The sequence below is a fragment of the Arthrobacter sp. UC242_113 genome, assembly GCF_044054585.1.
In the GTDB taxonomy this organism is placed as follows: domain Bacteria; phylum Actinomycetota; class Actinomycetes; order Actinomycetales; family Micrococcaceae; genus Arthrobacter.
Map to the genome: position 1 here is coordinate 3,282,718 of NZ_CP171968.1, position 19,984 is coordinate 3,302,701.

Sequence of the window (19,984 nt, forward strand, 5' to 3'; positions counted from 1 at the left end):
ACCACTTTGCTTATGACTGATATATCAGTGTGAGGTCAATGGTATGATTGAGCTCACAACAGAGTCAATAGCAGGAGGCAAAATGGCAGTTCGCTTCCGCTTGGAGCCCATGAACGGAGTCCCGCTGTGAATGCTCTTCCCGCCATGCCGCCCGCCGAGGACGAAACGCTGTCCCAGGCCGAGGCTGCCTACCGGCAGCTGCGCGACAAGCTGATCATGCTGGACATCCGGCCGGGTGAGCCCATCAATGACGGCCAGCTGGCGGCTGAACTGGGGTTCGGGCGCACGCCCGTGCGCGAGGCCATCAAGCGACTGGAGGTGGACCACCTCGTGGTGTCCTACCCGCGCCGGGGAACATTCGCCACCACGGTGGACTTCACCGAACTCGCCGACGTCTCCGAAATCCGGGAACTGCTGGAACCGCTCGCTGCGCGCCGGGCGGCCAAGCGGGCGAACACCGCCATGCGCGAGGAGCTCCTGGACGTTGCGAAGGCCATCTCGGAGCTGGCGCCCACCCCCGCCCAGTCGCGGGAGCTCATGCGCTACGACCTGACAGTGCACCGCCTGATCTACCGTGCCGCGGCCAACCCGCACCTCGAGGACACCCTGATCCGTTATGACAACCTGGCCACGCGCATCTGGTGCCTGGTCCTGGACAAGGTCCCCTCGGTGAGCGGCCACATCAGCGAGCACGTGGACCTGCTCAAGGCCGTGGCGGAGGGGGACGCGGACAAGGCGGGCGAGCTCGCGCTGCACCACGTGACGAGCTTCGAGGAGACCATCCGCAAGGTGCTGTAGGCGGCAGGAAATGCGGGAACCTTTAGGAACGAGGAATCCCCCGGGGTGTTACCGGGGGATTCCCGCCTATCGGATGTTCAAAAGTAGTTAGTGGCCGCCGCCTCCGATCACGCCCTTCTCGACGGCCTTCGTGACCGCGTCGGCTTCGGCCTGGGTCAGGGTGCCGTCCTTGACGGCAGTGTCCAGCTTGGTCTTCAACGCCGCCGCGCGCTCCGCCTGGCCGGCCGCGCGGATTTCCGTCAGCGCCGCGGTGACCTTGGATTCGTCGACGCCGAGGGCCGTCGCCAGGGACTTGGCCATTGCCGCGTCCTGGGCGGTGCGGTCAGGCTTGGTGCCCTCGGTGGGCGCTGTCGTCGGCTTGTTGGCCTCGCGGAACGCCTGGATCGCCTCGGTTACCTTCGCTTCGTCAACACCCAGCTTGGTGGCGAGGTCCGCCGCGATCTGGCCACGGTCACCGCCCTTGTGGCCCCGGAAGCCGTCGGTCGATGCGCTGCTGTCCGTCGACGTGCTCGCCGTTGCGCTGGGGCTCGGCGTGGTGGCGGCCGAGGCCATTCCCGTAACCCCCAGGCCGGCGCCCAGCGCCAAGGCGCCAGCGGTGATGCCGAGGGTGATTCTCTTGGTTCGTGACATGGTGTCTCCTTGATCGGCCGTGCGGTACGGCTTTGAACGCAAGGGCATCTGTCCTAGCCCCTTCATCAAAGATCCGGCAGCAGCTTAGGCCGCCGCTGTTCGGAAACTGTCAGGAGGCTGTGAACCCTTAAGGCCACGGCTCCGGCGCCCCCTCGATCGCGGCATCAACTACCGAGGAGTAATGTGAAGGCCATGGACGAGTCACCTCCGGACGGTGAACATACACCGGAACTGTTCCGCAACGTGGACGGAGAAACACTCCGGCGCCAGGTGCTGGAGATCATCAGCGATGTCCTTGCGGACTCCGATCCGCAGAAGGCCTGGGCCAGGGACCAACTCCTCCATCTGCTGGCAGCCCACATGGACGACCCCGAGCAGGCGCTGCTGCACCATCTGATCAGCACCAGGAACGTCCCCGATTCCTCACATGAGGATCCGTCCGAGGATTCTTCCGGGAACACCGCGGCCGCAACGGGAAAGAGGATGCTGCTGACGGCCTTCCAACCCATCAGGCAACTGCCGGGCGGAGAAGTGATCGGGGTTGAGGCGCTGGCACGGTTTGTCAGCCACGAAGGGACCAGCGCAGACGTCTGGTTCCGGGGAGCCGCGGCCATGGGACTGGGGCCGGACCTGGAAATCGCAGCCCTGCACCTCGCCCTCTCCGCGGCAGGAGAAATTCCGCCCCACCTTTTTGCCTCAGTCAACCTCAGCCCCGCTGCCTGCGCCGATCCCCGCGTTCAGGCACTAATGCTGGGAGGGACCGTCGACCCGGAGCGGATGGTTATCGAAATCATGGGCGACATAACAGACCGGGACCTGACGGCCCTCACCACGGTCCTGAGCCCGCTGCGCCAACACGGTGTGCGTCTTGCCGTGGACGGCTCCGGACCGGCGGCCACCTCGGCGAAGCAAATCCTCCATCTGCTACCCGACATCATCAAAGTCGACTGCGACTTCCTCGCCGGTGCCGCCGCTTCAGAACAGCGGCCTGCTGCACCGCCCTTCGTTTTCGCACTGGCCGAGCAGACGGGTGCGACGCTGTCCGCGGAAGGAATCGAAAGCCCAGAGGAACTCGCCGCTGTTGTGGAATTGGGAATCTTGAGGGGGCAGGGCTATCTGCTCGGCAGGCCTTCAGTGGATCCCCGGGACTGGGCGGCGTGGACGGGCGAAGCTGATCCGGCGGAGGACCGCGGATAAAAACAGTGCGTACTCGGTTTTCTCGGCCTAAACGAGAAGCCCCAGGGCACTATTTGTGCCCTGGGACTTCGGGCGCACCGGGACTCACCTAAACACGGCTCGTTCCGGCGCGCCCGCCCTGCAGCTGGACCGGACTTAGACGATCGCCGCGCGCAGTTCCTTGGCGGCCAGCTCGGGGTCAGCGGCGCTGTAGATGGCACCGCCGGCGACGGCCACATCGGCGCCCGCCCGCTGGACGGCTTCAATGGTGGAGAGGTTCACGCCGCCGGCGATGGAGAACGGGACGCGGGCTTCCTCGCCGGCGCTGAGCAGCACGTTCAGGTTGTAGCCGGGCTGGGCCTGCTCGTCCAGGCCAGCGTGCATCTCGACGAACTTCGCGCCCAGGGCGCGGACTTCCTTGGCGCGGGTCACCTTGTCCTTGATGCCGATCAGGTCCACCACGACGCCCTTGCTGTGGGCCTTGGCTGCCTTGACGGCACCGGCGATGGTGGAGTCGTCGGCGGCACCCAGCACGGTGATGAGGTCGGCACCGGCCTTGAAGGCGATGTCGGCTTCGAGTTCGCCGGCGTCCATCGTCTTGAGGTCCGCGAAAACGATCTTGTCCGGGTGGGCGTTCTTGATGGCGGTAATGGCGGAAAGCCCTTCGCTCTTCACCAGCGGCGTGCCGAGCTCGATGATGTCCACGTGCTCGGCGACCTTGCCGGCAAGTTCGAGGGCGGCTTCGGTGGTGAGGAGGTCGATTGCGACTTGCAGTTTCATGTGTTTCTTCCTTGCTTTGCGGGGTTTTTTGGTGGATTGGTGCGTGAGGGGCTGACGGTGTTCGGGGCCGCAGGGTTACTCGAGGTTTGCGTGGCGCAGCCAGAGGTCTTCCGCAGCAGCTGCATCCTCTTCCCAGAGGCTTTGGAACACTGCCTCGGTGGTGGTGAACAGCACCTGTTCGAACAGGCTTCCTGAGTACTGGCGCGAGGCCGCCGACCCGTGGTCCGTCTTCTGCACGCCCGGGATTACGACGACGGCGGACGCCGCCTCTGCGAGCGGGGAACCGGGGTTGGTGGTGTAGACAGCCACCCGCGCGCCTTGCGCGGCGGCGGTCTGTGCTGCCTTCACGACGCTTGACGTCGTGCCGGAACCGGAGGCGGCGAGCAGCACATCCCCGGTGCGGATGGCGGGCGCGGTGGTTTCGCCCACCACGTGCACCGTCAGCCCCAGGTGCATGAGCCTCATGGCGGCCATCTTCAAAACGAGGCCGCTGCGGCCCGCGCCGGTGACGAAGATCCGTTCCGCGTCCTTGATTTCCGAGGCCAGGGCGGCAACCTGCTCCGGGTCCACCCGGGCGGCGGTCCGCTGGATCTCATCCAGGACCAGGAGCTGGTTCCTGGTGACCGATGCTGCCAGGACTGCGGTGGACGTTCCTGCCGGGCCGGCGGGAACGGTGTCCGTGATGACACTCAAGGGTTACCTCCTTCGGGACGATGTTGCCCTTCCATCTTCGAACGCTAAACGGGTGGGCGCCACGGCATGATCGGACGGTTTGACCCACCCAAAGGGATAGGCATCCGCCCAGATTCCCCTACAATGGACGGGTGTCCGCCATCACCGAAGCCCCCATCCTTCCCGCCACGCCCGAGACTGCCGAGGGCCTGAAGCCCCTGCTGGAGGCGATCACGCGGCTGTCCGCAGCTCCGCTGTCCCAGATTGCCCAGCGCCTGCACCAGGCCACGCTCCCCTACCTGCGGAGCAGCGCCCTGGTGATCTTTACCGAAGACTGCACGGGCCGGCCGCAGAAGAAGTCCGGCGATGAGGCCGTCATCAGCCAGGTGTCCATCGCCGAACTGGACGCCATCCGGGCGGCGCTTTCAGGAAGTGAAACGTGGCGTGGCCGGACACCGATCGGCGGACGGGAGCGCCCTGTCCTGGCACTCCCCTCGCCCACAAATGCGCTTCTGGTTCTGGTCGATCCCCAGCCGCTGCAGGGCGGAGCCGCTGTGGACATTTCCGAACGTGACGTTCCGGTGCCATGGCTGGTCCGCTACCTCTGGACCCTCGCGGCCGAGCGTATCCGCGAAAAGGTGGCGGATGCACCGCCGTCGTACCTCATCGAGTCCCGGGCGGCGTCCGCCGAACGGGTCAGGGTGACGGCGGAGCTGATGGACCGGCATTCGACGACGCTGGAGACCCTGCTCGCCGCACTGCGCTCCCCCTCCCTGGCCGACGACGTGGCACGGAAGTCCGCCACGGACGTCGCCGCCAAGGCCCTGGTGGAACTGCGGACGCTGAACGACCGCACCACCGAACTCGTCGAGGAGCCTGTTGCCACGGCGTTCCAGCGCCTCCGTGAGGATCTTCGCCCGCTCATGCACTTCAGCGGCATCGACGTCCAGTTCATCGAGCCGCCGGTCAACGGCCGGGCGCTTCCCGGGGAAGTTGCGCATGCTGCCCGGGCCATCGTCCGGGGCCTCGTGCTGGCCATGGTTGAACAGCCGGACGTGCGGCGCATCCGCACCCAGTGGGACTGCGACGGCGAGAACCTCCTCATCAACGTCCGCGATGACGGCCTGGGCAGTCTGTCCGCGGAGGCCCCCAGCATCGCGCGCCTGGCGCAGCGGGTTGAGGTCCTGGACGGCCGGATGACAATCGACCTGATGCAGGGCTGGGGCGCCGACGTCGCCGTCACCCTTCCGCTGGACCCGCCCGGGCGCACGCTGCCCGACGTCGCCGCCTGGAACCTGGGCGAGCGCGAACTCGAGGTCCTGCAGCTGCTCGCCGCCGGGCAGCGCAACCGGGCGATCGCGGCCAAGCTGCACGTCAGCGAGAACACCGTGAAGTTCCACCTCCGCAACATTTACCGCAAGCTCGGCGCCACATCGCGCACCGAGGCGATCGCCCTGGCGCACAGCAACGGCCTGCGGTAGGGAACCACTCTGCGGCTTGCCCGTACGCGCGGCCGGTGGCAGGGTGGCGGCATGGCGATCGAAGTTCGTCCGGCTACGCAGTTTGAGGACGTGAAAGCGGTGGTCGGGCCCAAGCGGCCGGACGCAACGGTGTGCTGGTGCCTGAGCTACCGCATCCCGTCAAAGCAGAACGTGGAGCTAAAGGGCACTGCCCGCGGGGAGCTGGTCCAGGAACTGCTGACGCAGGATCCGCCCCCTGGGGTGCTGGCGTACGACGACGGCGAGGCAGTTGGGTGGGCAGGCGTCCATCCGCGCGCCGATACCAGCTTCGCCCGCAACCGCCGGATCCCCCACGTGGACGATCTGGACGTGTGGTCGGTGTGGTGCATCCGGGTCCGGCCGGGGTACCGGGGAAGGGGAGTCTCCCATCGGCTGCTGCAGGGCGCCGTCGACTTTGCGCGCTCCTACGGTGCGCCCGCCATTGAGGGGTATCCGGTCGAGAACGAGGGCAAGAAGGTGGACCTCACCATGGCCTACGTGGGCACCCGCAAACTCTTCGAGGAGGCCGGTTTCACCAAGGCCGCGGATACGGACTCCGTCCTCAACGGATTCCCGCGGGTGCTCATGCGCCTTGAGCTGGACTGATTGGGCATGACGCCCGACCGCGTTACCCGGCTTGACGCGATGTCGGCTCCGTCACACTTCCCGGCATAGGATCGGGACATGGCTTCGAACAATGACCTTGACCCCGATGCCGAGGGCGAGGGCGAGGGCGGTCAGCAAGGCGGCGTCCAGTCCGTCGACAGGGCGCTCGCCGTGCTGGAGATACTGGCCCGCGACGGCCATGCCGGCGTGAGCGAAATTGCCGGGGAAATGGGCATCCACAAGTCCACAGTTTCCAGGCTGCTCGGTTCGCTCGTGGTCAGGGAGATGGTCCACCAGAACAGCGAACGGGGCAAGTACCAGCTGGGCTTTGGCATCCTTCGCCTGGCCAGTTCCATTCCCGGCCGACTTAGCCTGGTCCGCGAGGCGCGCCCGGTACTCGAAAACCTGGCCGAGGAATTCAAGGAAACCGTCAACCTCGCCGTTCTCCGCTCCAATTACGCCGTCAACGTGGACCAGGCCATGGGGCCCTCAACCCTGGCCACCTTCGACTGGGTGGGAAGCCTGACCCCCTTGCACGCGACATCGAGCGGGAAAGTCCTGCTGGCAGCGCTAACTGCAGACGAACGTGAGCGCATCCTGAAAGAGACAGGACTGCCGGCCCGGACACCGCGGACCATCACCCGGCGCGACAAACTCGAAAAGCAGCTGATCGACGTCGTCCACAACGGCTACGCGGTGACCCTCGAAGAGTTCGAAATAGGGCTCAATTCCATGGCGGTGCCGGTCTACAACCACTTGGGAACGGCGATCGGGGCGGTCAGCATCTCCGGCCCGGCGTTCCGCTTCGACCCGGAAAAGACCCCCGGCCTCATAGAGGGCCTGGGCCAGGCCGGCCTGCGGATCAGCGCCAACATGGGTTACACGCGGCGCTAAGCCAGCCCCTGCACCAGGTCACTTGGGTCGGTATTCGCGCCGCAGAGGACCACGCAGACCTTCTCTCCGTCCGCCGGACGGTAGCCCCCGGGGCCGAGGAGCCCGGCCAGCGCGGTTCCCGCCCCGTGCTCCACGGCGAGACGGTGGTTGTCCCACAGCGACTGCCGGGCGCGGACAATGTCGGAATCCGGCACGAGGACTGAACGGGACAGTTCGTGCTGGGCAGCACGCAAGGCCATCTGAGACACCCGCCGGGCGCCCAAAGAGTCTGCGGCTACGGAGTCCACGGCGACGTCCACGGGGCGGCCGGCTTCCAGGGCTGCGTTAAGGGCCCGGCAGTTCTCGGGTTCCACGGCGATGGTCCGGATGCCACGGTGATGCGCGGCCGTGGCGACGCCCGCGAACAGTCCTCCGCCGCCGACCGCGACTACGACCGTGTTCACGTCTGGGATCTGGCGGTGGATTTCCTCCATGAGCGTTCCCGCACCAGCAGCGATCAGCGGATGGTCATAGGCGTGGGACGGCAGTGCCCCAGCTGTGGCGGCGAAGTCCTGGCAGGCGGCCAGCGCCTCGGCGTACTCTGCGCCGATAAGCCTGACGTCTGCGCCAAAGCCCCTGAGCCGTTCAATCTTCACCCGCGGGGCGTTGGCTGGAAGGAAGACGGTGGCAGGGATCCCCTGGTCCCTGGCAGCCCAGGCACAGGCAAGTCCCGCATTCCCGCCCGAAGCGATGGTGACTCCCGCCTCCGGCAGAGTACCGGCGGCGCGGTGTGCCTCAATGAAGTTTTGGGCGCCGCGTGCTTTGAATGTGCCGGTGTGCTGCATAAATTCGAGCGCAAAGTAGACCTCGCATTGCCCCTCGGCGCCTATGGCCTCGACGTCGTTGAGATCGGCGGGGGCCACGATGACGTGCCGGACCAGCCCGGCGATCCGCTCCGACGCTGCCTTGACGTCCGCATAGGTAAGGGCGTTCATGCTTGGATCTCCTGCTCAGGCCGGCCAAGGGTCGTGGCCCATCTTCCCACGGCACCCCTTGCCGGGCTTGTCGAAATCAGCAGGACCCACACACTTTGAGGCGCTCGGTACGCAACACGTCTCACAAAGAGCAACGGCGTAAGCATCATAGGACCACTGTCAAGAGATGGCGGGGCAGGAGAAATGTTCTTGACATTGCGTGTGAGCTGTCGCACTCTGTTGCTGAAGGCGAAGTGTGTTGATTACTGCGGAACTAGCTGGGCAGCTGCCCGTGCGAGCTGTCCATCCGCATTCACGAGGTCAGGATCGTCGACGGCGACCGTCATGACCATCGACTCCGAGGACGAGCCGAACCGAACGCCGGGCGTAACCGCCTACGGCCATGGCTGAGCCGTCCCACATATTCAGTGAAGGAAAACCCCTCATGACAATCAATAGTGATGTCACTATCGATGAAAGCAGTGAAGACGACCGGGCCTCGGGGGTGGAGCCGGCGTTGGAACGAGATCCCGCTCCTCCCCAGGAAGACCTGCAGATTCTGCAGGCCCTGCGGGAAACCGAATCAGAACATGAAGAAGCGCGGCGCAGCAGCCAACTGTTCCGGAAGGGAGGCATCGACAAGGTAGTCTTCGGCGTCGCCGGACTGCTCACCCTGGCCTTCGTTATCTGGGGATTTGCTGGCAGGGAGAACCTGGCCACCACCTCCCAGGTGGTCCTTGACTGGGTCATGAAGAACACCGGCTGGCTGTTCGTTGCCCTCTCGTCCCTGTTCGTGGTCTACGTGCTCTGGCTGGCGGTCAGCCGCTTCGGGAACATCCCACTGGGGAAAGACGCGGAGAAGCCCGAGTACTCCATGGTTTCGTGGGTCTCGATGATGTTCGCGGCCGGCATGGGAATCGGCCTGATGTTCTATGGCGTGGCCGAGCCGCTCTATCACTACATCTCCCCGCCGCCAGGCACGGTTGACGGCCAGACTCCCGCGGCGGTCCAGACGGCGATGGCAACCTCGATCTTCCACTGGACCCTGCACCCGTGGGCCATGTACGCGGTGGTGGGCGTTGCCATGGCCTACGGAACCTACCGCCTCGGCCGCAAACAGCTCATCTCCAGCGTCTTCACGTCGCTGTTCGGGATCCGCAGGGTGGAAGGTCCCATCGGCAAGGTCATCAACATGCTGGCCATCTTCGCCACACTTTTCGGAACCGCTGCGTCGCTGGGTCTGGGTGCTCTGCAGATCGGCAGCGGCATGGCGTCCAACGGCTGGATCAGCGGCCAGCTTGCCACTCCCGTGCTCGTGGTCATCGTTGCCGTGCTCACGGCCTGCTTCGTGGCTTCGGCGGTTTCCGGCATCAGCCGCGGCATCCAGTGGCTGTCCAACATCAACATGGTCCTGGCTGCAGTCCTTGCCGTGATTGTGTTCGTGGCCGGGCCGACGCTCTTCATCCTGAACCTGATCCCGGCGGCAGTCGGTGACTACGCACGGGACCTGGCCGAGATGGCCTCCCGGACTGAGGCCGTCGGCGATGACGCACTGCGCACGTGGATGTCCGGCTGGACTATTTTCTACTGGGCTTGGTGGGTCTCCTGGACGCCCTTCGTCGGCCTGTTCATCGCCCGCATCAGCCGCGGCCGCACCATCCGCCAGTTCGTCACCGGCGTTCTGCTGGTCCCCAGCATCGTCAGCGTGATCTGGTTCGGCATCTTCGGCGGGGCCGCGATCAACATCCAGGCCACCGCAGACGCCACCCCGGACACCGGCGACGGCCTGGCCAAGATCGTCGACGGAACCCCCTCGATCTCCTTCGACGGCGCTCTGTTCGACCTGCTTCACCACCTCCCCCTGCCCAACGCCATTGCCGGCGCGGTCGCCGTACTGGCGATGGTCCTGGTGGCCATCTTCTTCGTCACCGGCGCCGATGCGGCCTCCATCGTGATGGGATCGCTCAGCTCCGATGGCGCAGAAGAACCACGCCGGGGAGTCGTCATCTTCTGGGGTGCCCTCACGGGAGCCGTTGCCGCAGTGATGCTCCTCGCCGGCGGTGACAAGCCTGCCGAGGCTCTCGCCGGACTGCAGCGGATCACCATCGTGTCAGCCCTGCCCTTCGTGGTGGTGATGTTCCTGATGTGCTTCGCCCTCACGAGGGACCTGCGCCGGGACCCGCTGTCGCTGCGCGCGCGGCTGGTGACCTCCGTCGTCGAGCGATCCATTCGCAGTGGCGTGGAACAGCACGGCGGCGTCCAGTTCGATCTGGTGACCAAGCACGAATGCGATGAACGGTGCGCCAAGACTGAGCTTGAGCCGGGAGTGGACAAGCAACACTGAGTACAGGGCGGCCGGCTCCCGAAACCACCGGGAGCCGGCCGCCCTAACGCTCGTCCTTTAACAGAAACGCACTCGCTGCCCTAGGAAAGGCATCCCGTATGGCATCGACGCCCACAATCACACAGGCTGAAGCGGAAGCAGACGAAGGACGCCCCGTTGATGACTGCGACTATCACGGCTGCTTCTTCTGTTCCGGCCCCGAGACCGACTGAGTGCCGGCTCGCTGCTCGCACAGTCCGAACGCGATGTCTGCGGCCCGGGCGGTAGCCGCCCTGGACCCCTCAGAACCAGCGCTTCCCCTTCCGGCTTCCTGGCCGGCCACATAGCCCACCATGAAAGCTGTCACCGGCGCTGCAGCATGAATTACTGAATCCGCAGATTTCCTCGCAACGTCCAGCAACAGCTCTTGATCGACGTCGAGATCCGGGATCTGCAACGCCCTCGCAAGCTGCTCGCACCACTCGCCCAAGATCCGCATCTCATCGTTAACGGCCATGACTTCTCCTTGTACAGAACACTTCCGCTTTCGAGCTGGTGCACTGACCCTACAAGGCATGGCCACGTAAGTCACCGGGCTTTTATTTACGTCTCGCATACACTCCCCCGCCGGTCTTCCCAGCTTCCGCAATACGTTGACGGAGCCAAGGCCCGGCGCATAGAGTCTCTTATATATCAGTTATCTAGCTCACACATACCAAAGGCATATCAGCTTTTTGTGACGCCGCTGACGCCACACCCACAGACCTCCGGCCACCGCCAGCTCCGCTTGTACGGGCAGCGCGTAAGCGCCTGATAACGACGGGTCGATTGTGCCGGGCCGCGAAACTCGAAAGGAACACTTACTCATGGTTCATAAAGTCAAGGCTGTTGTTGTCAGGGCGAAGGACGCTCCGGTGTCGGTGGAGACGATCCTGGTGCCGGATCCGGGTCCGGGCGAGGCTCTGGTGGATGTCCTGACGTGCGGTGTGTGCCACACGGATCTGCATTACAAGCTGGGCGGGATCGGTGATGAGTTCCCGTATCTGTTGGGCCATGAGGCCACGGGTGTGGTTTCCGCGGTGGGCGAGGGTGTGACGGAGGTGGCCCCGGGTGACCGGGTGATCCTGAACTGGCGCGCGGTGTGCGGGCAGTGCCGGGCGTGCGCGAAGGGCCAGCCGCAGTACTGCTTCAACACCTCGAACGCGACGCAGAAGATGACCCTGGAGGACGGTACAGAACTGTCCCCGGCGTTGGGGATCGGGGCGTTCGCGGAGAAGACCCTGGTTGCTGCCGGGCAGTGCACCAAGGTCGATGAGGACGCGGACCCGGCCGCGGTCGGTTTGCTGGGCTGCGGTGTGATGGCCGGCATCGGTGCCGCGATCAACACCGGTGAGGTCAAGCGCGGGGAGTCGGTGGCCGTGATCGGCTGCGGCGGTGTGGGCATCGCCGCGATCGCCGGCGCGAAGCTCGCCGGGGCCACGACGATCATCGCCGTGGACATCGACGAGAACAAGATTCAGATGGCCAAGAGCCTGGGTGCGACGCACGGGGTGAACTCCCGCAGCTCTGACCCGGTCGAGGCGATCCGGGCACTCACGGGCGGGAACGGCGCGGATGTGGTGATCGAGGCCGTGGGGCGGCCCGAAACGTACAAGCAGGCGTTCTACGCCCGGGACCTGGCCGGCCGGGTGGTCCTGGTCGGTGTGCCGACCCCGGAGATGCAGTTGGAGTTGCCGCTTTTGGATGTGTTTGGGCGGGGCGGGTCGCTGAAGTCCTCCTGGTACGGGGACTGCCTGCCCTCCCGGGACTTCCCGATGCTCGTGGCCCACTACAAGGCCGGCAACCTTGACCTGGACGCGTTCGTGTCCGAACGGATCACCATCGACCAGGTCGAGGAAGCCTTCGAGAAGATGCACGAAGGCAAAGTCCTGCGCTCAGTGGTCGAAATCAGCTCAGTTGGCGAAATTCAGTCCGCAGGCGCCTCCACGGCGGCTGCTGCCGAGCCTGCGGTGGCCTCCGCATGAGTGTGGCCATCGAAAACCTCGTCACCTCGGGCACGTTCTCGCTCGATGGCGGGACGTGGGATGTGGACAACAACGTCTGGATCGTGGGCAACGAGACCGAGTGCGTGATCATTGATTCCCCGCACGACGCCGCCGCGATCATCAACCAGGTCCGCGGCCGGACGGTGAAAGCGATCCTGCTCACGCACGCGCACAACGACCACATCGGCGCCGCCCGCGAGGTCGCGGACGCCGTCGGCGCCCCGATCTGGATGAACCCGGAGGACCAGGTCCTCTGGGAACAGGTCTACCCCGGCACCACCCCGGATGCGGCAATCGCGGACGGGGATGAGTTCCAGGTCGGCGGGGCAACGCTGAAGGCGATCCACACCCCGGGCCACTCACCCGGGTCCACCTGCTTCCACCTCGAAACCGAGAACACCGTGTTCACCGGGGACACCCTGTTCAACGGCGGGCCCGGCGCCACGGGGCGCTCCTACAGCGACTACCCCACCATCCTGACCTCCATCCGCGAACGGCTCCTCACCCTCCCCGCGGAAACCACCGTCAGGACCGGACACGGCGAGAACACCACCATCGCCGCCGAACGCGAAACCCTCGCCAAGGTCGCGCGGTAAGAAACCAGCTACACCCGAACGGCCCCCGTCCTCTGGATGGGGGCCGTTCGTGCACCACTAAACAGACCAGAAAGAACGGCTCATGTCTGCAATCAAGCGTGTGGCTTTCCTGTCGCTGCACACCTCCCCCATGGAACAGCCGGGTTCCGGGGACGCCGGTGGCATGAACGTCTACATCCGCGGCCTCGCCGCAGCCCTCGCGGAGTCCGGCGTGGAAGTTGATATTTTCACGCGGGCCACTTCTGCCGGCCAGCCCGCCGTCGAACGTCCCGATCCTGGCGTTTGTGTCTACAACGTCACCGCCGGGCCGCCGCACAGACTGCCCAAGGAGGAACTGCCGGACCTGCTGCACAGCATGGTCACGGAGATCCAGCGGATCCGCACCCGGCAGGCGCACCTCCGGTACGACGTCATCCACTCCCACTACTGGCTGTCAGGCATGGCCGGGCTGGAGCTCTCCAGGCTGTGGGACGTGCCACTGGTCCACACAATGCACACCATGGCCAAGGTCAAGAACCTGGTGCAGCAATCCGGCGAGGAGCCCGAGCCGCGGCGCCGCCTGGAAGGCGAACAACGGATTGTTGACGGCGCCACCCGCCTGATTGCCAACACCGGTGTCGAGGCGGCCGAGCTCGTTTCGCATTACGACGCTGCCTTCGACCAGATCGATGTCGCTCCCCCGGGCGTTGACCTTTCGGTCTTCACGCCGGCGTTCCGTAGCTGGTCCCGCGCCAGGCATGGCATCACACCCGGCACGTTCCATCTCCTGTTCGCCGGGCGCATCCAGCGGCTCAAGGGACCGCATATCCTGGTCAGGGCCGCGGCCCTGCTCCGCCGGCGCCGCCCCGACATCGACCTCAAACTGACCATTCTCGGCGCGCTGAGCGGCGCCCGGGACTTCGATCTGGACGCGATTGTCAGCGCCGAAGGAATGGGCGACGCCGTCACTCACCATCCGCCGGTCGGCGCACCGCAGCTGGCTTCCTGGTACCGATCGGCCGACGTCGTCGTCATGCCCTCCTACAGCGAATCGTTCGGGCTTGTGGCCCTGGAGGCGCAAGCCTGCGGCACCCCTGTTGTTGCCACACGGGTGGGCGGCCTATCCAGCGCCGTCAATGACGGCCGCACCGGGCTTTTGGTGGACGGGCACGGCGCCGCCGACTGGGCCGACGCCCTGGAATCCCTCCACGACCACCCCGCCAGCCGCCGCAACATGGGCACCGCCGCCGCTATCCACACGGCAAACTCCGGCTGGCAACGCACCGCCGCCATCACCCTCGACAGCTACCACGCCGCCGCGGTACAGCGACTCAGCCGTCTCGCAGTCCTGGCCGGGTAGCCTCCGCATCCTTTAAGCAGCGATGCTCCCCACCCGAAAGTGAGGGAGCATCGCGTGAAAACCTGCAGGAAGTGAGGACGCGTCCGGTCGAAACCTGCAGGACGTGAGGACGCGTCCGGGGGTAGTTAGCGGTCGAGGTCACCCCGGATGAACGCCTCGACCTTTTCGCGGCCGAGGTCGTCGTTGAACTGCTCCGGCGGGGACTTCATGAAGTAGCTCGACGCGGAGATCAGCGGGCCGCCGATGCCGCGGTCGAGGCCGATCTTCGCCGCACGGATCGCGTCGATGATCACACCGGCCGAGTTCGGTGAGTCCCAGACCTCCAGCTTGTACTCCAAAGACACCGGCGCGTCGCCGAAGTTCCGGCCCTCCAGCCGCACGAACGCCCACTTGCGGTCATCGAGCCACTGCACGTAGTCGGACGGGCCGATGTGGACATCCTTCGCGGCCAGCTCGGCCTCGACGTTGGAGGTCACGGCCTGGGTCTTGGAGATCTTCTTGGACTCCAGCCGGTCGCGCTCGAGCATGTTCTTGAAGTCCATGTTGCCGCCCACGTTCAGCTGGTACGTGCGGTCCAGCGTCACACCGCGGTCCTCGAACAGCTTCGCCATGACACGGTGCGTGATGGTGGCACCGATCTGGCTCTTGATGTCATCGCCCACGATCGGCACACCCGCGGCGGTGAACTTGTCAGCCCATTCCTTGGTGCCGGCGATGAACACCGGCAGCGCGTTCACGAACGCCACACCGGCGTCGATCGCGGCCTGCGCGTAGAACTCCGCAGCTTCCTGGGAGCCGACCGGCAGGTAGCAGACCATGACATCGGCTTTGGCGTCCTTCAGGGCCTGGACGACGTCGACCGGCTCCTCGGTGGACTGCTCGATGGTCTCCAGGTAGTACCGGCCCAGACCGTCCAGGGTGGGCCCGCGCTGGACCGTCACACCGCTCGGCGGGACCTCGGCGAGCTTGATGGTGTTGTTCTCGGAGGCCAGGATCGCGTCGGCCAGGTCATGACCGACCTTCTTGCCGTCAACATCGAACGCGGCCACGAACTGCACATCGTTGACGTGGTACTTGCCGAACTCCACGTGCATCAGACCCGGAATCGTGGCCTGGGGGTCGGCATCCCGGTAGTAATGGACACCCTGGACCAGCGAAGCGGCACAGTTACCCACGCCGACGATAGCAACACGAATCGGATTTGAAGACACGGAACTCCTTTGGGGGAAAAACTGTTGCCGGGAGCAGCCGGGATGACCGGGATGGCCGGCAGGGATATAAGCTGTCTCGGACATTCAAAGCGCCGCCCCCGCGGTGCCGATCTCATCCGAATATGCTGCCCTCCATCATCCCCCGAAGGCGGGCCCCGCCCGCTATTCCATGATCGGACAGTTACACCTACCCGAACGGGCAGGTGTGCCTCAGCAGGGACGCCACGGAAGCGGAACGGCCCAAGTCATGTTCTTGACATTAGGTTGTGAGCTAACGCACTCTGTTGCATAAGCCGAAGCCTGTTGATTACTGCGGAACACCAGAGGGACCCACACGCTTGGGTACCCCCCGCCAAAAATTCAGTAAGGAACCTGTATGAGGATCAAAGGTGATGTCACTACCGATCACAACAGCAAAGATAGACAGTACTCCCGCCGGCTCACGATCTCAGACATTAACGTCGTGGACCAGCGGATGCTGAAGAAGGCTCTCGGCGGCACAGTCGTGGGCAACACCATGGAGTGGTACGACGTCGGCGTGTTCGGCTACCTGATCACCACCATGGGGCCGGTGTTCCTGCCGGAAGCGGACAGGACCGTGCAGACGCTGTTCCTCCTGGGCACGTTCGCTGCCACCTTCATTGCCCGCCCGATCGGCGGCGTCGTATTCGGGTGGCTTGGCGACAAAGTGGGGCGGCAGAAGGTGCTCGCCGCCACCCTCATGCTGATGGCGGCCAGCACGTTCGCTGTCGGCCTCCTGCCCGGCTACGCACAGATAGGCATCTGGGCCGCAGCGCTGCTGGTGCTTCTGAAGCTCGTGCAGGGCTTCTCCACGGGCGGCGAGTACGCCGGCGCCACCACGTTCGTGTGTGAGTATGCCCCCGACAAGCGGCGCGGCTTCTTCGCCAGTTTCCTGGACATGGGCTCCTACATCGGGTTTGCCCTGGGTGCTGCCACCGTCTCCGTCCTGCAGGTCACCCTCGGGGAAACCGCGATGGAGGAATGGGGCTGGAGGCTGCCGTTCCTGGTGGCCGGGCCGCTGGGCCTGATCGCCATCTACTTCCGGAACAAGATCGAGGAGTCCCCCCAGTTCCAGGCAGCCCTGGATGCGCAGGAGTCAGCCGCCGTCAAAGCCGCCGCTGGCGACTCGGCTGTCGCCAAGGGCCCGCTCGGCCTCATAACAACGTACTGGCGTCCGATCGTACTCGCCATGATCCTCGCCGGCGCTGCCAACACCGTCGGTTATGCCCTGACGTCGTATATGCCGACGTATCTGACCGAATCCAAGGGCTATGACCCCGTCCACGGCACACTGCTGACCATTCCGGTGCTGGTGGTGATGGCCCTGTGCATCCCGCTCACCGGCAAGCTTTCGGATCGCATCGGGAGGCGTCCCGTGCTGTGGATCGGCGCCGGAAGCACCGTCGTGTTTGCCGTCCCTGCATTCACCCTGATCGGCATTGGCGAGGTCTGGTCCACGCTGGCGGGCCTGTCCCTGGTTGCCTTCCCCGTGACGTTTTATGTGGCTAACCTCGCCTCGGCGCTGCCTGCACTGTTCCCCACATCAAGCCGCTATAGCGGCATGGGCATCGCCTACAACTTCTCGGTGGCGATCTTCGGCGGGACAACGCCGTTCGTGATCCAAGGCCTGATCGCGGCCACGGGCGACGACATGGCCCCCGCCTACTACCTGATGGGCACCTCGGTCATCGGCGCAATCGCCATCTACTTCCTTCGTGAATCCGCCGGCCGCCCACTGCCGGGTTCCATGCCCAGCGTGGACACGGAAGCCGAGGCGGAGGAACTCATCGCCGCCCAGGACGCCAGTCCAGCGTTGCGCTGACCGCGCTTTTCAGACAACAACGTGCCCCCGTCGTATGAACGACGGAGGCACGTCCCTTTAAGGCAGACTCCTATCTAGACCAGCGCCAACAGCGGCGCATCCTCCCAGTCCCGCACCAAATCAAGCGCTCCCAGCACGAGGCCGAACACCTCGTCGGGGTCGAGGCGGCGGAGTTCTTCTGCGAGGCAGTCGCGGAGGCTGCGTCGTGGGAGGGAGATGCGTTGTGCTGGTTGGCCGGGTTGGGTGAGTTCGGCGATGGAGAGGCCGGAGCGGAAGAGCTGGACGTCGCCGCTGGGGCGGGTGAGCCGGACCCGGCGGATGCCGGTGCCGGCGGGGTCCGCGACGATGGTGACGGGGGCGTCCAGGGACAGGGTCAGCCAGGCCGCGAGCAGGATGGTGCTGGGTGAATCCGAGGCGCCTTCGACCGCGACGGCGGTCACCGGTGAGGTGTCGGCCTGGTCCAGGACGGCGGCGAGCTGGATGCGCCAGTTCGTCAGCCGGGTCCAGGCGAGGTCGGTGTCGCCGGCCTTGTAGGTGTTCCGGATGTTCTCCAAAGCGACCTGGGGTTCGGCCTCGTTCGCCGAGTCGGTGATCCGGCGGTGCGCGATCCGCCCGATCGAGGTCTCACTGGCGTTCTTGGGTGCCCCGTGCGGCCACCAGGCCACGATCGGGGCGTCGGGCAGCAGCAGCGCGGCCACGAGGGACTCGGATTCCTCGGCGAGTTCCCCGAAGCCGCGCAGCACGATGACTTCCGAGGCGCCGGCGTCCCCGCCGACCCGGATCTGCGCGTCGAGCCGGTTCGGCGCGGACGAGCCGGCGTCGGCGAGCACGATGATCCGGCAGGGGTGTTCCCGGCTGGCCTCGTTCGCGGCCTCGATCGCTTCTTCCTCGAGCCCGGACTTGGTGACCACCACGAGGGTCAGGACCCGGCCGAGCGCGATCACCCCGCCCTGCTCGCGCAGCGACTGGATCTTCTTGGAAACCTTCGAGGTGGTGGTGTTGGGCAGGTCTACGATCATGGCCTTCTCCAGGTGCGTCCGTCGCGGGCTAGCAGCTCATCGGCCGAGGCCGGGCCCCAGGACCCAGGCGCATAGGGCTCGGGCTGTTCACCCAAACCGGCCCAGTACTCTTCGAAGGGGTCCAGGATCTTCCAGGACAGCTCCACTTCCTCGTGCCGCGGGAACAACGGCGGCTCACCCAGCAGCACATCCAGGATCAGCCGCTCGTACGCTTCCGGGCTGGACTCGGTGAACGAGTGCCCGTACCCGAAGTCCATGGTCACATCCCGGACCTCCATCTGCGTGCCGGGGACCTTGGACCCGAACCGGATCGTGGCACCCTCATCGGGCTGGACCCGGATCACCACCGCGTTCTGCCCGAAATCATCGTCCCCGTGGCCGGCGCCCCCGTGAGTGCCAAAGAGCAGGTTCGGTGCGCGCTTGAACACCACCGCGATCTCAGTGACCCGCCTGCCCAGGCGTTTGCCGGCACGCAGGTAGAACGGCACCCCGGCCCACCTGCGGGTGTTGATGTCCACCCGGATCGCGGCATAGGTTTCAGTTTTGGAGTCGGCCGGGATGCCCTCCTCCTCCAGATACCCCTGGACCTGCTCCCCGCCCTGCCAGCCGCCGGCGAACTGCCCGCGGGCCGAATGCGTGGACAGGTCCTCCGGCAACCGCACCGCGGCCAGGACCTTCTCCTTCTCCGCCCGCAGGTCGTCCGCGTTGAAGGAAATCGGCTCCTCCATCGCCGTCAACGCCAGCAGCTGCAGCAGGTGGTTCTGAATCACATCGCGGGCCGCGCCCACACCGTCGTAATACCCGGCCCGGCCGCCGGTGCCGATGTCCTCGGCCATGGTGATCTGCACATGGTCCACGTAATTCGCGTTCCACAACGGCTCAAACAACTGGTTCGCGAAGCGCAGCGCCAGGATGTTCTGCACCGTCTCCTTGCCCAGGTAATGATCAATCCGGAACACCGCATCGGCCGGGAACACCGACTCCACAATGTCGTTCAGCTGCCGGGCCGAGTCCAGGTCATGCCCGAACGGCTTCTCGATCACCACCCGCCGCCACTTCTCACCCCCGGCCTGCGCCAAACCATGCTTGGACAGCTGCCGGCAGACCTGCTCAAAGGCCTTCGGCGGGATCGAAAGGTAGAACGCATGGTTCCCGCGGGTCCCGCGGTTCCCGTCAAGCTCCTCGATCGTCTCCCCGAGCCGCTCAAACGCCGCATCGTCGTCGAACGCGCCCCGCACGAACCGGATGCCCTCCGAGAGCTGGTTCCACACCGCCTCATCAAACGACGTCCGGGCATACGCCTTCACCGCGTCCTTCACCTCCGCGGCGAAATCCTCGTTGTCCCAGTCCCGCCGGCCGAAACCCACCAAAGCGAAACTCGGCGGCAACAAACCACGGTTGGCAAGGTCATACACCGCAGGCATGAGCTTCTTACGGGCCAAATCCCCGGTAACTCCAAAGAGCACCAACGAGGACGGCCCGGCAATCCGGTTCAACCGCCGGTCCCGCGGATCCCGCAAAGGATTCCCGGACCGGACCGCTGACCTTCTGCCGTTCAAAGTATCTGGCATGGTTAAATCAGGGCCTTAACTCTCAGTGG

18 protein-coding genes are annotated in these 19,984 nt (G+C 65.5%); 10 read left to right on the forward strand and 8 right to left on the reverse strand.

The annotated features are described in order from the left end of the window. Positions 1–126 precede the first annotated feature (126 nt). Positions 127–798, forward strand: a complete 672-nt coding sequence (locus ACHMXB_RS15030; RefSeq protein WP_111904400.1) for a GntR family transcriptional regulator — start codon at positions 127–129, stop codon at positions 796–798. An 87-nt stretch (positions 799–885) separates the two neighbouring features. On the opposite strand, the gene ACHMXB_RS15035 is transcribed toward ACHMXB_RS15030, so the two are convergent. Then, positions 886–1,428: a hypothetical protein gene (locus ACHMXB_RS15035; protein ID WP_395399557.1), complete on the reverse strand. Its 543-nt coding sequence runs from the start codon at positions 1,426–1,428 to the stop codon at positions 886–888. 192 nt (positions 1,429–1,620) lie between these two features. On the opposite strand from ACHMXB_RS15035, the gene ACHMXB_RS15040 reads away from it, so the two are divergent. Then, entirely contained in the window at positions 1,621–2,625 is a 1,005-nt protein-coding gene (locus ACHMXB_RS15040; RefSeq protein ID WP_395399559.1) for an EAL domain-containing protein, read from the forward strand. Positions 2,626–2,760: 135 nt separating this feature from the next. Here the strand turns inward: ACHMXB_RS15040 and hxlA are convergent, their stop codons facing one another. Further along, positions 2,761–3,384 (reverse strand): 3-hexulose-6-phosphate synthase, encoded by a 624-nt coding sequence (hxlA, locus tag ACHMXB_RS15045; RefSeq protein ID WP_395399561.1) that lies wholly within the window; start codon positions 3,382–3,384, stop codon positions 2,761–2,763. A 75-nt stretch (positions 3,385–3,459) separates the two neighbouring features. Continuing rightward, a complete protein-coding gene (hxlB, locus tag ACHMXB_RS15050) occupies positions 3,460–4,077 on the reverse strand; it encodes a 6-phospho-3-hexuloisomerase (protein ID WP_395399563.1) in 618 nt (205 codons plus the stop codon). A 140-nt stretch (positions 4,078–4,217) separates the two neighbouring features. Between hxlB and ACHMXB_RS15055 the strand changes: the two genes are divergently transcribed. The 3 genes from ACHMXB_RS15055 to ACHMXB_RS15065 all read left to right on the forward strand — a co-directional run bounded on the left by ACHMXB_RS15055 (position 4,218) and on the right by ACHMXB_RS15065 (position 7,055). After that, positions 4,218–5,537 (forward strand): LuxR C-terminal-related transcriptional regulator, encoded by a 1,320-nt coding sequence (locus ACHMXB_RS15055; protein ID WP_395405298.1) that lies wholly within the window; start codon positions 4,218–4,220, stop codon positions 5,535–5,537. A gap of 51 nt (positions 5,538–5,588) precedes the next feature. Then, the gene (locus tag ACHMXB_RS15060) at positions 5,589–6,161 is read left to right on the forward strand and encodes a GNAT family N-acetyltransferase (protein ID WP_395399565.1); all 573 of its coding nucleotides are present in this window, start codon (positions 5,589–5,591) and stop codon (positions 6,159–6,161) included. Between the two features lie 78 nt (positions 6,162–6,239). Next, on the forward strand, positions 6,240–7,055 hold the full coding sequence (locus ACHMXB_RS15065; RefSeq protein WP_395399567.1) for an IclR family transcriptional regulator: 816 nt from the start codon (positions 6,240–6,242) through the stop codon (positions 7,053–7,055). Here the strand turns inward: ACHMXB_RS15065 and ACHMXB_RS15070 are convergent. Further along, complete coding sequence (locus tag ACHMXB_RS15070; protein ID WP_395399569.1) at positions 7,052–8,029, reverse strand: threonine/serine dehydratase; 978 nt, start codon at positions 8,027–8,029, stop codon at positions 7,052–7,054. The two genes, ACHMXB_RS15065 and ACHMXB_RS15070, sit on opposite strands and share 4 nt — an antisense overlap. A 424-nt stretch (positions 8,030–8,453) precedes the next feature. Between ACHMXB_RS15070 and ACHMXB_RS15075 the strand changes: the two genes are divergently transcribed. Next, positions 8,454–10,352: a BCCT family transporter gene (locus ACHMXB_RS15075; protein WP_395399571.1), complete on the forward strand. Its 1,899-nt coding sequence runs from the start codon at positions 8,454–8,456 to the stop codon at positions 10,350–10,352. Between the two features lie 172 nt (positions 10,353–10,524). Here ACHMXB_RS15075 and ACHMXB_RS15080 read toward each other — a convergent pair whose 3' ends face one another. Then, positions 10,525–10,848: a DUF6457 domain-containing protein gene (locus ACHMXB_RS15080; RefSeq protein WP_395399573.1), complete on the reverse strand. Its 324-nt coding sequence runs from the start codon at positions 10,846–10,848 to the stop codon at positions 10,525–10,527. Between the two features lie 349 nt (positions 10,849–11,197). Here ACHMXB_RS15080 and ACHMXB_RS15085 point away from each other — a divergent pair, with 349 nt between their 5' ends. The 3 genes from ACHMXB_RS15085 to mshA all read left to right on the forward strand — a co-directional run bounded on the left by ACHMXB_RS15085 (position 11,198) and on the right by mshA (position 14,311). Next, positions 11,198–12,355, forward strand: a complete 1,158-nt coding sequence (locus tag ACHMXB_RS15085; RefSeq protein WP_395399575.1) for an S-(hydroxymethyl)mycothiol dehydrogenase — start codon at positions 11,198–11,200, stop codon at positions 12,353–12,355. Beyond that, positions 12,352–12,972 carry an MBL fold metallo-hydrolase gene (locus tag ACHMXB_RS15090; RefSeq protein WP_395399577.1) on the forward strand — a complete coding sequence of 207 codons (621 nt, stop codon included), beginning with the start codon at positions 12,352–12,354 and terminating at the stop codon, positions 12,970–12,972. Before ACHMXB_RS15085 ends, ACHMXB_RS15090 begins: the two co-directional genes overlap by 4 nt. Before the next feature lie 82 nt (positions 12,973–13,054). Further along, the gene (mshA, locus tag ACHMXB_RS15095) at positions 13,055–14,311 is read left to right on the forward strand and encodes a D-inositol-3-phosphate glycosyltransferase (protein ID WP_395399579.1); all 1,257 of its coding nucleotides are present in this window, start codon (positions 13,055–13,057) and stop codon (positions 14,309–14,311) included. 125 nt (positions 14,312–14,436) lie between these two features. Here the strand turns inward: mshA and ACHMXB_RS15100 are convergent, their stop codons facing one another. Continuing rightward, the gene (locus ACHMXB_RS15100) at positions 14,437–15,522 is read right to left on the reverse strand and encodes an inositol-3-phosphate synthase (protein ID WP_395398317.1); all 1,086 of its coding nucleotides are present in this window, start codon (positions 15,520–15,522) and stop codon (positions 14,437–14,439) included. Positions 15,523–15,898: 376 nt separating this feature from the next. Here ACHMXB_RS15100 and ACHMXB_RS15105 point away from each other — a divergent pair, with 376 nt between their 5' ends. Next, positions 15,899–17,365, forward strand: coding sequence for an MFS transporter (locus ACHMXB_RS15105; RefSeq protein ID WP_395399581.1), 1,467 nt, complete (start codon positions 15,899–15,901; stop codon positions 17,363–17,365). A gap of 74 nt (positions 17,366–17,439) precedes the next feature. Here the strand turns inward: ACHMXB_RS15105 and ACHMXB_RS15110 are convergent, their stop codons facing one another. Then, complete coding sequence (locus ACHMXB_RS15110) at positions 17,440–18,384, reverse strand: glucose-6-phosphate dehydrogenase assembly protein OpcA (RefSeq protein ID WP_395399583.1); 945 nt, start codon at positions 18,382–18,384, stop codon at positions 17,440–17,442. Further along, positions 18,381–19,955 carry a glucose-6-phosphate dehydrogenase gene (gene zwf / locus ACHMXB_RS15115; protein WP_395399585.1) on the reverse strand — a complete coding sequence of 525 codons (1,575 nt, stop codon included), beginning with the start codon at positions 19,953–19,955 and terminating at the stop codon, positions 18,381–18,383. Before zwf ends, ACHMXB_RS15110 begins: the two co-directional genes overlap by 4 nt. Positions 19,956–19,984 lie beyond the last annotated feature (29 nt).

Coding starts and splice junctions, on each gene's coding strand:
- ACHMXB_RS15035 (WP_395399557.1), bottom strand. CDS start 1,428: ATGTCACGAACCAAGAGAATCACCCTCGGCATCACCGCTGGCGCCTTG.
- ACHMXB_RS15040 (WP_395399559.1), top strand. CDS start 1,621: ATGGACGAGTCACCTCCGGACGGTGAACATACACCGGAACTGTTCCGC.
- hxlA (WP_395399561.1), bottom strand. CDS start 3,384: ATGAAACTGCAAGTCGCAATCGACCTCCTCACCACCGAAGCCGCCCTC.
- ACHMXB_RS15060 (WP_395399565.1), top strand. CDS start 5,589: ATGGCGATCGAAGTTCGTCCGGCTACGCAGTTTGAGGACGTGAAAGCG.
- ACHMXB_RS15065 (WP_395399567.1), top strand. CDS start 6,240: ATGGCTTCGAACAATGACCTTGACCCCGATGCCGAGGGCGAGGGCGAG.
- ACHMXB_RS15070 (WP_395399569.1), bottom strand. CDS start 8,029: ATGAACGCCCTTACCTATGCGGACGTCAAGGCAGCGTCGGAGCGGATC.
- ACHMXB_RS15075 (WP_395399571.1), top strand. CDS start 8,454: ATGACAATCAATAGTGATGTCACTATCGATGAAAGCAGTGAAGACGAC.
- ACHMXB_RS15080 (WP_395399573.1), bottom strand. CDS start 10,848: ATGGCCGTTAACGATGAGATGCGGATCTTGGGCGAGTGGTGCGAGCAG.
- ACHMXB_RS15085 (WP_395399575.1), top strand. CDS start 11,198: ATGGTTCATAAAGTCAAGGCTGTTGTTGTCAGGGCGAAGGACGCTCCG.
- ACHMXB_RS15090 (WP_395399577.1), top strand. CDS start 12,352: ATGAGTGTGGCCATCGAAAACCTCGTCACCTCGGGCACGTTCTCGCTC.
- mshA (WP_395399579.1), top strand. CDS start 13,055: ATGTCTGCAATCAAGCGTGTGGCTTTCCTGTCGCTGCACACCTCCCCC.
- ACHMXB_RS15105 (WP_395399581.1), top strand. CDS start 15,899: ATGAGGATCAAAGGTGATGTCACTACCGATCACAACAGCAAAGATAGA.
- ACHMXB_RS15110 (WP_395399583.1), bottom strand. CDS start 18,384: ATGATCGTAGACCTGCCCAACACCACCACCTCGAAGGTTTCCAAGAAG.
- zwf (WP_395399585.1), bottom strand. CDS start 19,955: ATGCCAGATACTTTGAACGGCAGAAGGTCAGCGGTCCGGTCCGGGAAT.